At 53.9% G+C, this 15,257-nt stretch carries 13 protein-coding genes; 2 read left to right on the top strand and 11 right to left on the bottom strand.

Annotation, left to right across the window (positions count from 1 at the left end; all coding sequences use genetic code 11):
• Window positions 1–75 precede the first annotated feature (75 nt).
• Both kdgT and araD read right to left on the bottom strand, forming a co-directional pair.
• Entirely contained in the window at window positions 76–1,059 is a 984-nt protein-coding gene (gene kdgT, locus AFL22_RS17380) for a 2-keto-3-deoxygluconate transporter (protein ID WP_010244511.1), read from the bottom strand.
• 218 nt (window positions 1,060–1,277) lie between these two features.
• Window positions 1,278–1,976, bottom strand: a complete 699-nt coding sequence (araD, locus tag AFL22_RS17375; protein WP_052271809.1) for an L-ribulose-5-phosphate 4-epimerase — start codon at window positions 1,974–1,976, stop codon at window positions 1,278–1,280.
• Between the two features lie 347 nt (window positions 1,977–2,323).
• On the opposite strand from araD, the gene osmB reads away from it, so the two are divergent.
• Window positions 2,324–2,539, top strand: a complete 216-nt coding sequence (gene osmB, locus AFL22_RS17370; protein ID WP_003853848.1) for an osmotically-inducible lipoprotein OsmB — start codon at window positions 2,324–2,326, stop codon at window positions 2,537–2,539.
• Between the two features lie 77 nt (window positions 2,540–2,616).
• Here osmB and yciH read toward each other — a convergent pair whose 3' ends face one another.
• The 5 genes from yciH to pgpB all read right to left on the bottom strand — a co-directional run bounded on the left by yciH (window position 2,617) and on the right by pgpB (window position 6,235).
• Entirely contained in the window at window positions 2,617–2,940 is a 324-nt protein-coding gene (yciH, locus tag AFL22_RS17365) for a stress response translation initiation inhibitor YciH (RefSeq protein ID WP_010244495.1), read from the bottom strand.
• On the bottom strand, window positions 2,940–3,659 hold the full coding sequence (gene pyrF / locus AFL22_RS17360) for an orotidine-5'-phosphate decarboxylase (protein WP_179257157.1): 720 nt from the start codon (window positions 3,657–3,659) through the stop codon (window positions 2,940–2,942). The genes yciH and pyrF overlap by 1 nt, the downstream gene beginning before the upstream one ends.
• Window positions 3,660–3,857: 198 nt before the next feature.
• Window positions 3,858–5,027, bottom strand: a complete 1,170-nt coding sequence (lapB, locus tag AFL22_RS17355) for a lipopolysaccharide assembly protein LapB (protein WP_010244490.1) — start codon at window positions 5,025–5,027, stop codon at window positions 3,858–3,860.
• A 6-nt stretch (window positions 5,028–5,033) separates the two neighbouring features.
• On the bottom strand, window positions 5,034–5,342 hold the full coding sequence (locus tag AFL22_RS17350; protein ID WP_010244487.1) for a LapA family protein: 309 nt from the start codon (window positions 5,340–5,342) through the stop codon (window positions 5,034–5,036).
• Window positions 5,343–5,476: 134 nt separating this feature from the next.
• Window positions 5,477–6,235 carry a phosphatidylglycerophosphatase B gene (pgpB, locus tag AFL22_RS17345; RefSeq protein WP_010244484.1) on the bottom strand — a complete coding sequence of 253 codons (759 nt, stop codon included), beginning with the start codon at window positions 6,233–6,235 and terminating at the stop codon, window positions 5,477–5,479.
• A 227-nt stretch (window positions 6,236–6,462) separates the two neighbouring features.
• Between pgpB and ribA the strand changes: the two genes are divergently transcribed.
• A complete protein-coding gene (gene ribA / locus AFL22_RS17340) occupies window positions 6,463–7,056 on the top strand; it encodes a GTP cyclohydrolase II (protein ID WP_010244482.1) in 594 nt (197 codons plus the stop codon).
• A gap of 343 nt (window positions 7,057–7,399) precedes the next feature.
• Here ribA and acnA read toward each other — a convergent pair whose 3' ends face one another.
• The 4 genes from acnA to topA form a co-directional block, all read right to left on the bottom strand.
• Entirely contained in the window at window positions 7,400–10,081 is a 2,682-nt protein-coding gene (gene acnA, locus AFL22_RS17335) for an aconitate hydratase AcnA (RefSeq protein ID WP_010670248.1), read from the bottom strand.
• 601 nt (window positions 10,082–10,682) lie between these two features.
• Window positions 10,683–10,841 carry a YmiA family putative membrane protein gene (locus AFL22_RS23540; protein WP_071778593.1) on the bottom strand — a complete coding sequence of 53 codons (159 nt, stop codon included), beginning with the start codon at window positions 10,839–10,841 and terminating at the stop codon, window positions 10,683–10,685.
• Between the two features lie 496 nt (window positions 10,842–11,337).
• Entirely contained in the window at window positions 11,338–12,312 is a 975-nt protein-coding gene (gene cysB, locus AFL22_RS17330; protein ID WP_003853865.1) for an HTH-type transcriptional regulator CysB, read from the bottom strand.
• Between the two features lie 184 nt (window positions 12,313–12,496).
• A complete protein-coding gene (gene topA / locus AFL22_RS17325) occupies window positions 12,497–15,121 on the bottom strand; it encodes a type I DNA topoisomerase (protein WP_010244475.1) in 2,625 nt (874 codons plus the stop codon).
• Window positions 15,122–15,257: the final 136 nt, after the last annotated feature.

Raw genomic sequence — 15,257 nt, 5'->3', positions numbered from 1 at the left:
CCAAATGAGAGATTGATTTACAACACAAAATCCAGAGAGATCCCCGACTCGCGCGTCGGGGATTGATTAGGCGGGTTACTTAATAGCGGCACGCTGCTCCACGGCAACATGAAGACGCTTAACACGTTTTGAATAGATGGCCGTGATGATCGGCACCAGCACGGAGGTCACAATCACGGACGTTGCCACCAGCGCCGTGGCAGCAGGGGCAATCGGTTTAAACTGCGGCAGCATCTCGGCAATCAGCACCGGTGTCGCCACCGCTGCGCCTGCCGTACTGGATGCAGCTATGCCAGCCGTGCCATCCCCGCCCCCAATCAGCCGATCAGTCAGAATGAGTGGGATACCGGTAATGATGATCACCGACACGCCCAGCATGATGCCCAGCAGTCCGGTTTCCGCAATGACACCCAGGTTAATGGTGTTACCCAGAGCAAAGGCGAAGAAAGGAATCAGCGTATGGACCGCTTTTCCGAAGAAGTCGCGCAGCTCCGGATCAAGATTCCCTAATGCAAACCCCACAATAAACGGCAGGACCGCCCCCACAAACACGTGCGGCTCGAATGAGGCGATGCCGGCGGTGCCCAGGATAACCATGGTCATTAATGGCCCGGACTCCAGAGACATCAGCACAAACGCACCGGCCTCCTCTTTGGAACCATATTGCTGCATGATCGAGGCATAAAGGCCGCCATTGGTCATATCCATGGCAGCCACCAACGCCAGCGTCGATAACCCGGCAAACATCCCTACTTCTACGCCATTCTCCGGCATCACCCGAGAGGCGATGGCAGCTACAACCCAGGCGACGGCAATCTTGGTAAGCACCAGCGTGCCCGATTTACGCAGTACCGTCCCGGTGGCGCTGAGTTTAATCGACGCGCCCATACAGAAAAACCAGACGGCCAGAATGGGTACCGTGCCGGTCATCAGGCCGTTGGTGAAAGAACCGAAATATTTCCCGGCGCCTGGAGAAAACGTATGACAGAGTGCGCCGATAAAGAGCGGAATGAGCATCATACCGCCCGGAATTTTGTCTATTGCACGTTTGATATGCATATGGATGTCACCTTTGCTATGCCAGAGGGTGGAGCAGGAAGTGCCCGAAGGCGATGCAAGCAAAGTAGTGACTTGAGGTAATCAAAACAGTGATCGCCTCGATAAAATGAAACGCTGTTTTATTTTTAATGACCTGTTGTTTTGATAACTATGATGGAGATCGCCATACCAGTCTCAGATGAGACTAAAAAAAACGGGACGCCGTGGCGTCCCGCTCGCTATTTTTGCCCGTACCAGGCGTTCTCGCCATGCTTTCGCAGGTAGTGCAGGTCAAGCAGCGTCTGGTTAATCGGCGGCAGATTAGCGGTCAGCTGCTGGCTGAACAGGCCCATATACGCCACCTCCTCCAGCACAACCGCGCTGTGTACCGCAGCATGAGCGTCTTTCCCCCAGGCAAACGGGCCATGAGAGTTGACCAGTACCGCCGGGATTGCCGAAGGAGACAACCCACGTTGCGCAAAAGTCTCGATAATCACCTCACCGGTGTTCCACTCGTAGTCGTGATGAATCTCTTCATTGCGCATCGACCGGGTACAGGGGATCTCACCATAGAAGTCATCGGCGTGGGTGGTTCCCCAGGCAGGAATCGGTCGTCCTGCCTGGGCCCAGATGGTTGCATGCCGCGAATGGGTATGGACAATGCCACCCACCTCCGGCCAGGCGAGGTAAAGCGCGCGGTGCGTCGCCGTGTCCGAGGAGGGGCGTTTATCCCCTTCCACCACGTCGCCACTCGCCAGATCGACCACGACCATATCGTCGCGCTTCATCACTTCATAGCGCACGCCGGAAGGTTTAATCACCAGCAAACCCTGTTCGCGATCAACAGCGCTGACATTGCCCCAGGTGAAGGTCACCAGGTTGTATTTTGGTAGATCCAGATTCGCTTCCAGAACCTGTTGTTTCAGGTGTTCCAGCATCTATTTTCTCCTGCTGACAATCGTCCCTGAATTTTGCGGAGTCGGACGCGAAAGAGTTATGGAGCAAATGGCTATAAACGCAGAAGGAATGGCTGTGAATGCAAAAATGTGTCGTGATTTCAGAATTTTCTATCTTCGGAATTTAACCAGAACGCTTAGAATCCTCTCAGGCAATGCGTGGCCCTGTCGGGTTTACATTGCGACTCTCCCGCTACAAACGGTTTGTCCATGGTGATCACATTTCCATGCCGACACGGATGCGGCAATGATGCGACACAAGCGGGCTGAGGAAATATCGGAGCTATACTAAGAGTGTTGCCTCTGTGAGCACATCAAAGGAGAAGTGTATGACAACAACAATGAAACGAATCACTGCCGTTGTACTGGCGACTACGTTAGCTGTTGCACTGAGCGGCTGTTCTAACTGGTCTAAACGTGACCGCAACACCGCTATTGGCGCGGGCGCGGGTGCGATTGGGGGTTCAGTATTGACTAATGGTAGCGCACTCGGCACAGTCGGTGGCGCCGCTGTCGGTGGTATTATCGGTCATCAGGTCCACTAAAGACCTTATTAAAAGAATAATCGGCTACGCTAAGCATCTACACAACAATCGGGCTACTTCGGTAGCCCGATTTTTTTTCAGCCACCCGCCAGTTTGACCTTCATGCCTTTGGCTTCCAGCAGGCTTTTCAGTAAATCGCGCTTATCCCCCTGAATCTCGATAACGCCCTCTTTCACTGAACCCCCACAGCCGCACTTCTTTTTGAGTTCGGCCGCCAGCAGCGTCAATGCCGCGTCGTCCAGGTCGATACCGGTGATCAGGCAGACGCCTTTTCCCTTGCGACCACTGGTCTGACGCTGGATGCGCACAATGCCATCCCCTTTTGGCCGCTCCTTCGCTGGCTCCGGCTGGGTAATGCGCCCGCTGTCGGTTGAGTAAACCAGTGGATTATCCTTCGCCATTATTGTGTCTCCAGACTGTGCAGGATCGCCTGCAGAGTGGCGGCGGGATCGGCGGATTGGGTGATCGGACGCCCGATAACCATATAGTCCACGCCCGCCTGCTTCGCCTGCTCAGGTGTCATGATGCGACGCTGATCGCCTGCATCACTGCCTGCCGGGCGAATCCCCGGCGTGACCAGCGCAAAGTCCTGACCTAAAACCTGTTTGAAGCGTACAGCCTCATGGGCGGAACAGACCACACCATCCAGCCCGCACGACCGGGTCAGCTTCGCCAGTCGCTCTGCCTGTTCGGCAGGCGAAAGCGTAATGCCCAGCCCTTTGAGATCCTCTGCATCCATACTGGTCAGTACAGTCACCGCAATCAGCAGGGGCGCCTCTTTTCCAAAGGGAAGCAGCGCCTCACGCGCCGCGTTCATCATCCGAGCCCCACCACTGGCATGGACGTTGACCATCCAGACCCCGAGATCGGCAGCGGCCGCCACGGCATGAGCGGTGGTGTTGGGAATATCGTGGAATTTAAGATCGAGGAAGATTTCAAAGCCGCGCTGCTGCAGAGTGTTAACCAGCGAGGGGCCAAATAGCGTAAACATCTCTTTGCCTACTTTAAGGCGGCAACTGCGGGGATCGATCTGGTCGACGAAACGCAGTGCGCTGTCGAGGTCATGATAATCCAGCGCTACCAGAATCGGCGAAGCGGTCACGTTGTGGGGTGAAGGCATGGCATTTCCTCTGCAACAGGCGCCCGCAGGCGCAATAGACAAACGGCAAGCATTCTACCTGCGGTGTCTGACCATCACAATCGCCATTGCCCTCCTGCCTGGCAAATTATGCACTGTCGCTGAGGTCTGTAAGCTAACCTGCTCTCTAGTATGTTGTAACTATAATGGGCTATTAACAGTGCAGCTGTAACGGCCGGTTTACTGGCCGTCGAGGCCGCGGATGGGCTTAACTGAAGACCAGGTGCGGCAGGATGGGCAGTGCCAGTAGAGTGCGTGGGCGGTAAAGCCACACTTCTGGCAGCGATAGCGCGGCTTGGTGCGGATCTGTTCGCCAACCATGTCGCGCAACACCATCAGGCTCTCTTTCGCGCGGCCATCTTCCGCCTCATGCAGGTTTAAATCCATCAGGCGGTGGAACACCCGCATGGTAGGATGACGCTGCAGCTGACGGCTGATGTAATTCTGGGCCGCTTCGGGCCCCTGCTGCTGCTCAAGGATGTCAGACAGATAGAGCTCCGCAGCCGCGCCGGTGTTCTCTTCAACACAGCGATGAAGAAACTCTGACCAGGCGTCGGGCTGATTGAGCTGCTGGAAACAGGTCTCCAGCATCCCCAGCGTTTCACTCACCAGCTCTTTATCCTGGTCCAGCACCCGCTGCAGATGGCCCACCGCTTTAGCGTAATCGCCTTTTTCCATCAGGATACGGCCCATCATGATCGAGATGCGTGCGCTGTTGCGATCGGCCGACTCCCCTTTCTTCAGCAGGCTCATGGCACGATCGAGATCGTCGCTGCTCATCGCCTGCAGAGCCAGTTCGCAGTAGAAGTGGGCTATTTCGCCTTTCTGCTTCTCTTTGCCAAGCTTAACCAGCCGTTCCGCAACCTCAATCGCCTGCTGCCAGTCGCTGGTTGCCTGGTGGATCAGCAGCAGTTGCTGCAGCGCACCCACCCGAAAGTCAGTTTCATCGGTGAGTTGCTTAAACATGTCTTCCGCGCGGTCATATAAGCCCGCCGCCATATAGTCGCGGCCCAGTTGCTGTACGGCGAGCAGACGCTGCTCATAGCTCAGGGAGGCGCTTTCCATTAAAGCCTGATGGATGCGGATGGCGCGGTCGACCTCCCCGCGCGAACGGAACAGATTGCCCAGCGTCAGGTGTGCTTCAACCGTGCCGCTGTCCTCTTTCAGCATCTCAAGGAAAAGGTCGACCGCTTTGTCCTGCTGATTGGAGAGCAGAAAGTTTACGCCAGCGACATATTCACGTGACAGTCGGTTGGCTTCCTGTTGCTTATCCTGATGCGCGCTGCGACGGCCCATATACCAGCCATACGCTGCCGCCACCGGCAGTAACAGAAACAGCAATTCATGCATCAGGGATTATTCCCGGCCAGCCGGAGATGATGGCGTGGTCGCCAGGGCAGTACTCTGCTCGATTTGGGTCTGCATACGCTTAATTTTCCGGTTGGCATTCGCCAGGGAGACGCGGGTCCGTAACCAGAACAGACCGCAGATGATCCAGCCAAGCACGAAACCTGCGCCAAACAGGGATGCCAGTAAGGTCGAGATGCTGAACTCACCCTGCGCCAGCAGATAGTTAAAAGTAATGACCTGATCGTTATGCGCACCCAGGGTGACGGAAATAATGAAAATGACCAGTACCACTAAAAAAATCAGCAAATATTTCACAGTGCATCCTGTTGTGAGGTTGTCGGGTAGAATTATGCCAAAACTCCAGCAAAAATGCTGCTCCCAGCAGCATCGGGCGGGTCGCTTTTACGCAGGCCCGTCTAATAATATGGGGTCTTACGGGTGAATTACAATCAGGGCTCCCGCTGCGCCACCTCTTTTTGCTCTTCCGGCGGCAGCGTCAGCGGGCCACAGAATCGCTGCGCCAGCCAGGTGGCAATGGTGACCAGTAGCCAGGAGAGTATGGTTGCCATCGCCAGATCCCGTGGCCAGTGCATGCCCAGCAGCAGACGACTCGCCATTACGCCGGTGGCCCACAGAAAGATCACCACCACGGTTTTATAGTGCCGACGCGGCCAGAGCAGACCCAATGCCAGCAGCGCCCAGCTGGCGGCAAACATAGTATGTCCCGACGGGAACGCGAAACCGGTTTCAAACGCCCAGTGCCGTTTCAGCCAGCCTGGGATCTGCGTCTCATCGGCAATCAGTGAGGTTACCATCTCGCCACGCTGTTTGCGCTTCATCTCGTAGAAGGTCTTTTCATCCAGCCCGTGATGCTGTTCCAGCCAGATCACATAGGGACGCGGTTCCTGAATCTGCTCTTTGATATAGGATTTGGTGTATTGCCCGGCCAGAATGGTGGCATTCATGATCAGCAGCAGTAAGATAGCTGGCTTCAGCCGAAAGCGCAGGCACCAGAGCATCCAGGCACTCAGCACGACGCTGGTAACAATGCCCCAGGGGTTGGTGACGGTCTCGGTCATCCAGAAGAGACCTTTCAGCAGCGCATTGCTTTCGCCTGGTTGCCAGCGCCAGCCGCTCAGCCAGACTGCAACCGGCATGATCAGCAGCAGCAGCATTCCAAAGGTGGTACGACGTGAAATCTTAAACATCCTCTTCCCTTATCCCGGCGTCAAAAGAGAGCAATTGCATAACTTTAGCTTAAAAAAGAATAACATAACCGTTGCCGATTGGATAATTGTGCTTTATCACTGCAATTGGTATCAGAGATTACCAGCCCGCTTGCGGGTTGTGGCACAATATTGCACGTTTGTCGGGCCACACTGGCCTGTGCACTATCATGATGATAGTGCATCCTCTGAAGGTTCTGGAGAGTCACATGCAGCTTAAACGGGTGGCAGAAGCCAAACTGCCCACGCCATGGGGAGATTTCCTGATGGTTGGTTTTGAAGAACTGGCAACCGGACATGACCACGTTGCACTGGTTTTTGGCGATATTAATGATAATGAGCCGGTACTGGCGCGCGTTCACTCTGAATGCCTGACCGGCGATGCACTCTTCAGCCTGCGTTGCGACTGTGGTTTTCAGCTGGAAGCCGCCCTCAATGCCATCGCAGAAGAAGGTCGCGGCGCACTGCTCTATCACCGTCAGGAAGGCCGTAACATCGGTCTGTTGAACAAAATCCGTGCCTATGCGTTGCAGGACAAAGGGTACGACACGGTAGAAGCGAACCATCAGCTGGGCTTTGCCGCCGATGAGCGCGACTTCACGCTGTGCGCCGATATGTTCAAACTACTGGGCGTCAATGAAGTGCGACTGCTGACCAATAACCCGCGTAAAGTGGAGATCCTCAGCGAAGCCGGGATCAACATTGTTGAACGCGTGCCGCTGGTCGTGGGACGTAATCCGAAGAATGCGCACTATCTGGATACGAAAGCGGAAAAGATGGGGCATCTGCTGCCGAAGTCATAAATAAGCTGGGATTCACTGGCATCTGACCCTTGAAGAAGCCAAATCTGAGAGAATCCTGAAGCAACGGATTAGCTCAACGCGCAGGGGGCACGGTCAGAAGAAGAAAGCGTCCCGCCGCCCGGATAAAAACGCCGGGAGCGTTTTTGAACAACGCAAAGCGTTGGCCCGGTATGGGCGCACCTCAGGGATGAGGTGCGTAATTGCGCGGGCCGGGCATGTCATGGATGACGGCTTTTGCGTCTTTCCGATCTGACCGTGTTCCGTGTGCAGCCTCGGTCTCACAGCTTCTTATTACAGACGTTGTAAGCCACATAAAAAAGCCGGGTTTTCCCGGCTTTTTTTATCAGTCCAGCATATTGCGGATAACGTAGTGCAGGATGCCGTCATTGCGGTAATAGGTCAGCTCATTACCGGTATCGATGCGACAGCGAGTGTCCAGCTCTTCCTTACTGCCGTCGGCACGGGTCAGCGTCACTTTAACGCTGCAGCCAGGCGTCAGTGCCTGAAGATTTTCCACGTCAATGCGCTCCTCACCGGTCAGCCCCAGGCTTTTGCGGGTCACGCCCTGCGGAAACTCCAGTGGCAGAATGCCCATCCCAATCAGGTTTGAGCGGTGAATACGCTCAAAAGATTCCGCAATTACTACCCTGACCCCCTGCAGACGTGGTCCTTTCGCCGCCCAGTCGCGACTTGAACCAGAGCCATACTCAAGTCCAGCGATGACCGCCAGCGGCACGCCTTCCGCCTGATATTTCATTGCCGCATCATAGATGGCCAGCTGTTCGCCACTTGGGTAGTGTCGGGTATAACCGCCCTCCACGCCGGGCACCATTTCATTGCGGATACGGATGTTGGCGAACGTGCCACGCATCATCACTTCATGGTTACCGCGACGCGAACCATAGGAGTTAAAGTCTGTACGCTCCACGCCGTGTGACAGCAGATACCGTCCGGCCGGACTTTCCGCTTTAATGCTGCCCGCCGGTGAGATATGGTCAGTGGTGACCGAGTCGCCCAGCATGGCCAGCACCCGCGCACCGCGAATATCCTGCACCGGCTTAGGCTCTTTCTCCATATCGTCAAAGAAAGGCGACAGACGAATATAAGTCGATCCCTCATCCCAGTCGTAAGTCGCGGCTTCACTCACCTTAATCTCCTGCCACTCTGGCGTACCGTCGAAGACTTCAGCGTACTCTTTGTGGAACATGTCGCTGGTGACCTGCTGCACGGCCGTAGCGATCTCTTCCGGTGAAGGCCAGATATCTTTCAGGTAGACCGGCTGGCCCTGACGATCGTGGCCCAGCGGCTCGGTCTGCAGGTTGATCTTCATGTTACCCGCCAGCGCATAGGCCACCACCAGCGGCGGCGACGCCAGCCAGTTGGTTTTAATCAGCGGATGAATACGGCCTTCAAAGTTGCGGTTGCCGGACAGCACAGCACCCACCGTAAGGTCGCCTGCTTTGATCGCAGACTCGATCTCATCTTTCAGCGGGCCGGAGTTACCGATACAGGTGGTGCAGCCATAACCAACCAGATTAAAGCCCAGCTCGTCGAGATAAGAGGTCAGTTGCGCGACGGCCAGGTAGTCTGAAACCACTTTAGAACCGGGTGCCAGCGAGGCTTTGACCCACGGCTGACGTTTCAGCCCCCGCTCGACCGCTTTCTTCGCCAGTAAACCGGCCGCCATTAAGACGCTGGGGTTGGAGGTGTTAGTACAGGAGGTAATCGCACTGATCACCACCGCTCCATCGGTCAGCTTATGCGTCAGCCCGGTATCACTGTCGGTATACTCAACGATTTTATGGGGTTTCTGCGCCTGATTCACTTCCAGCTCATTGCTGGCATCAAACGCGGCGGGCACATCGCCCAGCGACACCCGATCCTGCGGACGTTTTGGTCCCGCGAGACTCGATTCCACCTCATTCATATCCAGCGCCAGAGTGCTGGTAAAACGCGGCTCATCGCCAGGGTTGCGCCACAGACCCTGCGCTTTGGCATAGGCTTCCACTAACGCTACCTGTTCGGCATCGCGTCCGGTCAGGGTCATGTAGCTCAGCGTGACGTCATCAACCGGGAAGAATCCGCAGGTTGCGCCATATTCCGGTGCCATGTTGGCGATGGTCGCGCGGTCTGCCAGCGGCAGATCGGCCAGGCCATCACCGTAAAATTCAACGAATTTACCGACAACGCCGTGCTTACGCAGCATCTGGGTAACGGTCAACACGAGGTCAGTTGCCGTAATGCCCGCCCGCAGTTTGCCGGTGAGTTTGAAACCCACCACATCCGGGATAAGCATTGAGACAGGTTGACCGAGCATGGCGGCTTCGGCTTCGATTCCCCCTACTCCCCATCCCAGCACGCCAAGCGCGTTGATCATGGTGGTGTGAGAGTCCGTACCGACCAGGGTATCGGGCCAGGCGTACTCTTCACCATTCACGGTTTCATGCCAGATCGCCTTGCCGAGATATTCCAGGTTCACCTGATGGCAAATACCGGTGCCCGGCGGCACCACGCGGAATTTATCAAACGCCTTCTGGCCCCAGCGGAGAAAGACGTAGCGCTCATGGTTTCGCTCCATCTCCAGCCGGACGTTCTCTTCAAAGGCGTCATCATTGCCAAAATGGTCGACAGTCACCGAGTGGTCGATAACCAGATCAACCGGTGACAGCGGATTGACTTTCGCCACATCGCCGCCTAGCCGATTCACTGCTTCTCGCATCGCAGCAAGGTCGACTACCGCAGGCACGCCAGTAAAGTCCTGCATTAATACACGGGCTGGCCGGTAGGCAATTTCACGATCGGCGTGGGCATCTTTTTGCCAGTCAACCAGCGCCTGGATGTCCTCCGTCGTAACAGAGTCACCATCCTGATAGCGCAGTAAATTTTCCAGCAGGACCTTGAGGGATTTTGGCAGGCGATCGATATTGCCAAGGTGTTGAGCAGCATGGGGAAGACTGAAGATGTGATATTTTTTGGTGTCGACCTGCAGTACTTCCTGACTCTGCTCGCGTAGGGTAGACGACATAGCTCCTCCTTTCATTCATGGTCTTTAAACCTCAGAGAGACAAAGGTTTATGTTAAAGATAGACCACAATTTCGTTAACGTTTTGATTACAACACAAATTGCTACAATCGATCGCAAACGAAAATGCCCCGTGAAGTCACGAGGCATCATGAAAAGGTGATTTCAATTCAAATTACAGGGTTATCCACACCGCCGCAGACCAGAACGCAAAGGAGAATGCATACGCGCTGAGCCAGGACATTTTAATAATATTCATTTGGTTCACTCCTTCGCCGGAATCGGGCGTAAAAGTTTTTGCGGTCACCTTATAGAAAGAGGCGACACCCTTTGGTCATACAGGATGTGGTAAGGGCATTTATAGGCCCACCGGAAATTCCGGTTTTAAAAGAACAGTGACGAAGAAATGGTCTGACAACGTTATTTGTTTTTAGGGTCCAGAAACGACTCAATAAAAAGTCTCTGGTTATCACTCAAATCCCATGAATCGGGGATAGACACTTTTTCGTCCTTTGCAAGGGGTTCTTTTCCTTTACAGGAGACCGTCTTGTGCTGACCCGAGGTCAGGGAACGTTTATGGCTGAGTGTATTTGCCCACATGGCTTTAGCCCCAGATACGCCAAATCATTAACGCGACAACTACCCAAAACAGCGCAGAGGCAGCGAATACGGTTAACCAGGCTTTGCGACGAGTGTTGCCGGTACGCTCAACCTTGGTGCTTTTTGCCGGGAAACCCGGTTGTACAGTCAGTCGTGTATTCATAGTTTTTGATAATCACTCTCAACAAAATGATTGATAACATCGATTAAGATTTAGGAGGAATCCTAAACGCGTTAAGGCCAAAAATCCAGTTATTTTTATTGAGTACAACGATTAACGGTATTAATCAATGAGCTCAGGTAACGTAAGAAATCATTAATACCGGAACTAATATTTAATTAAAAAACCCGCTAAAAAATTTGAGTTAATTTAAAAACAGATCCACTCAAAACTATAGATAACACTTAAGAACCTTATGTTTACTGGCTTCCCACGTTAGCTCTTAACTGGAGTATGGGAATATTCCTGGCAAGCCGCAAAGTGACATAGTTAAAAATGTGTTGTAATTCGCATTTAAGAAAGCCCGATGAGGAAACATGTGATCAATGTTTCATTTACAAAAAAATCATAAAAACTTTTGAGTCTCATTTGGCGCTAAAGCCTGGAGACAAAAAAGGCTGCACCAGGCAGCCTTATGTTTACGCGGGGAGGTTAAATTCTATTTAAACGGCAGTTTGATATCTTTAAACATCGCTTCAATGTCTTCATTGGAGCGCAACGCAACCGCAGTATCTACCACATCGCGCGTCAGGTGCGGCGCAAAACGTTGGATAAAATCATACATATAGCTGCGCAGGAAGGTGCTGCGGCGGAATCCAATCTTAGTGGTGCTGTTGGTAAAGATATCGGCGGCTTCAATGCGAATCAGGTCAGGATCGGCCACCGGATCTACTGCCATGCTGGCGATAACACCAACCCCCAGACCTAAGCGGACATAAGTTTTGATTACGTCGGCGTCGGTCGCGGTAAAGACGATGCGTGGCGTTAAACCTGCACGATTGAAAGCCGTATCCAGTTCTGAGCGCCCGGTAAAGCCAAAGGTGTAGGTCACCAGCGGATATTCGGCCAGCTCCTCAATGGTGACCTGCCCTTTTCCGGCTAGCGGATGATCGGCAGTCACCACAATTGCGCGATTCCAGTGGTAGCACGGCAGCATGATTAAATCGTCATAGAGATGCAGGGCTTCGGTGGCGATGGCAAAATCCGCATTACCTTTGGAGACGGCTTCGGCGATCTGGGTCGGAGAACCCTGATGCATGTGCAAAGAGACGCGAGGATAGCGCTCAATAAATCCTTTGATCACACCAGGCAGCGCGTAGCGAGCCTGGGTGTGCGTGGTTGCGACATAGAGCGAGCCTTTATCAGGCCAGGTGTGTTCACCGGCTACCGATTTAATTGCATCCACTTTGGAGAGAACTTCACGCGCTATACGGATGATCTCTTCCCCTGCAGGCGTGACCTGGGTGAGATGTTTACCGCTGCGGGCAAAGATTTGCACGCCCAGTTCATCTTCCAGCATACGCACCTGTTTACTGATGCCGGGTTGAGAGGTGTAGAGACCTTCCGCCGTCGAAGAGACGTTGAGATTGTGATTGACCACTTCAACGATATAGCGCAACTGCTGTAATTTCATATCTATTCCATCCCGGTAAGTTACAGAGTCGCATCCCCGGTTGACGTATAGTCGCGAGGGTAAAGAGATGCTATGCATCAGGAAAGGTCGGAAATGCTATAACAACTATATCAGTTTAAGTGAGAGAGTAGAACGGATTGATATAAGGCTCAGAAAAAGGCCAGCGAGCGCTGGCCTTCAGGTATTACTTTTTCGCTTCCTGCCATTTGCCATCTATATAGAAGGCGGACCAGCCGGTTGCCTTGCCCTCTTTTTCTGAGGAGACATACTGCTGTTTGGTCTTGCGGCTGAACCGCACCAGCGTTTTGTTGCCTTCCGGATCGGCTGCTGGCGCGTCGGCCAGATATTTCAGCTTCTCAGGCAGACGATCTTTGAAGCGCTGAAGCTCTTCCACCAGCGGCGCACGCGTCTCGCGTGATTTCGGGAAGGTGTTGGCCGCGAGGAAGACGCCCGCCGCACCGTCACGCAACACGAAGTAAGCATCTGACTTCTCACACGCCAGCTCTGGCAGCGGAACCGGATCCTCTTTCGGCGGAGCAACTTCACCACTACGCAGGATCTTGCGGGTGTTTTTGCACTCTTCATTGGTACACGCCATGTACTTACCAAAGCGTCCCATCTTCAGGTGCATCTCCGAACCACACTTCTCGCACTCCACCACCGGGCCGTCATAGCCTTTGATGCGGAATTCGCCCTTCTCAATCTCGTAACCATCACACTCCGGGTTATTACCACAGACATGCAGTTTACGTTCGTTATCGATCAGGTAGCTGTCCATGGCCGTGCCACACTTCTGGCAGCGACGACGGGCACGCAGGGCGTTGGTTTCAGCATCATCCCCTTCCAGAATATTGAGAACTTCATTTTCCGGGATCAGGTTGATGGTCTGTTTGCAGCGCTCTTTAGGCGGCAGCGCATAGCCGGAACAGCCCAGGAAGACGCCGGTACTGGCAGTTCGAATCCCCATCGGACGGCTACAGGTCGGGCAGTCAATCGAGGTCAGCACCATCTGGTTCGGCTGCATCCCGCCCTCTTCAGGATCTTTCTCAGCCAGTTCAAGCTGCTGGGTAAAATCTGTGAAGAAGTGGTCGAGTACCGCTTTCCATTGCGCCTGGTTATTGGCAACCTGGTCAAGGTTGCTCTCCATGCGGGCGGTGAAATCATAATTCATCAGTTCGCGGAAGTTCTCTTCCAGACGATCGGTGACGATTTCACCCATTTTTTCCGCATAAAAACGGCGGTTTTCAACCCGTACGTAGCCACGATCCTGAATCGTCGAGGTAATGGCGGCGTAGGTGGATGGACGACCAATTCCGCGCTTCTCCAGCTCGCGCACCAGTGACGCTTCGCTGAAGCGCGCCGGTGGCTTGGTGAAGTGCTGACCGGGCAGCAGTTGTTGCAGGTCCAGAACATCACCCACGCTTACCGCAGGCAGCGTACGATCTTCATCATTCTTACGCAGCGCAGGCATCACTTTGGTCCAGCCGTCGAAACGCAGAATACGGCCTTTCGCTTTGAGCCGGAAATCACCGGCGGCGGCAGTAATGGTGCTGGAGTCATATTTTGCTGGTGTCATCTGACAGGCAACAAACTGACGCCAGATCAGCTGATAGAGTTTCTGCGCATCCGCTTCCATATCTTTCAGCTTTTCCGCCACCACTTCCACATCAGAAGGACGAATCGCTTCGTGCGCTTCCTGGGAGTTCTCTTTGCTGGCGTAAGTTATGGCGTTTTCAGGCAGATACTTTTTACCGAAATTACTTTCGATATAGCCACGCGCCATGGCGACCGCATCCTGACTCAGGTTGGTCGAATCGGTACGCATATAAGTAATGTGGCCCGCTTCGTACAGCCGCTGAGCCATCATCATGGTCTTCTTGACGCCAAAGCCGAGACGGGTGCTGGCAGCCTGCTGCAGTGTCGAGGTGATATAAGGCGCGCCCGGCTTGCTGCTGGTCGGCTTATCTTCACGATCCACGATCTCATAGCGCGCTTTTTCCAGCAGCGCGACGGCGGCATACGTCTCGTCGCGGTTGACCGGACGGAAGGCTTTATCGCCTTTGTGCGTCACGTCCATCGACAGCTCATCGCCTTTCGGCGTGGTCAGCGCGGCATTAACTTCCCAGTACTCTTCGGGAACAAAAGCTTTAATCTCACGTTCACGTTCCACCACCAGGCGAACGGCAACGGATTGCACACGTCCGGCAGAGAGACCACGAGCGATCTTTTTCCACAGCAGTGGCGAGACCATGTAGCCCACCACGCGGTCCATAAAGCGACGCGCCTGCTGAGCATTAACCCGATCAATATTCAGTTCGCCCGGCTTTTCAAACGCCTGACGAATCGCATTCTTGGTTATTTCGTTAAACACGACGCGGCTGAAGCGCGAGTCATCACCACCAATCACTTCCCGCAGGTGCCAGGCAATGGCTTCCCCTTCGCGGTCAAGGTCGGTTGCGAGATAGATGTGGTCAGCATTGGCGGCTAACGCCTTCAGTTCGGCGACCACTTTCTCTTTGCCGGGCAGAATCTGATAGTCCGCTTCCCAGCCGTGATAGGGGTCAACACCCATGCGGCTGACGAGTGCGGCCTTCTCATCTTTTTTAACTTTTTTGACTTTCTTGTCAGTCGAAGCGTCTTTGACTTTCTTATCTGTCGAGGCGTCAGCACTTTTCTTCGCGGTTGAACCACTGGTCGGCAGATCCCGGATATGACCCACGCTGGATTTAACCACGTAATCACTACCCAGGTATTTATTGATTGTTTTAGCCTTTGCCGGGGACTCAACAATAACGAGTGCTTTACCCATATTTACCTTTACCTAATGAAAACATCCTGCTTAACGGGAGAGGATTGGATGCCCAAAAACCCAATGGGTTCAATATTGCTGCGCCTGTTTAACATTTCAAGGCGGAGGGGTCAATCTCAGATCAGATGATGTGGCG

This window comes from Pantoea sp. CFSAN033090, assembly GCF_001264395.1.
Lineage (GTDB): Bacteria > Pseudomonadota > Gammaproteobacteria > Enterobacterales > Enterobacteriaceae > Pantoea > Pantoea agglomerans.
Note: the sequence above shows the minus strand (reverse complement) of the source record. Positions and strands in the feature narration are given on the sequence as shown.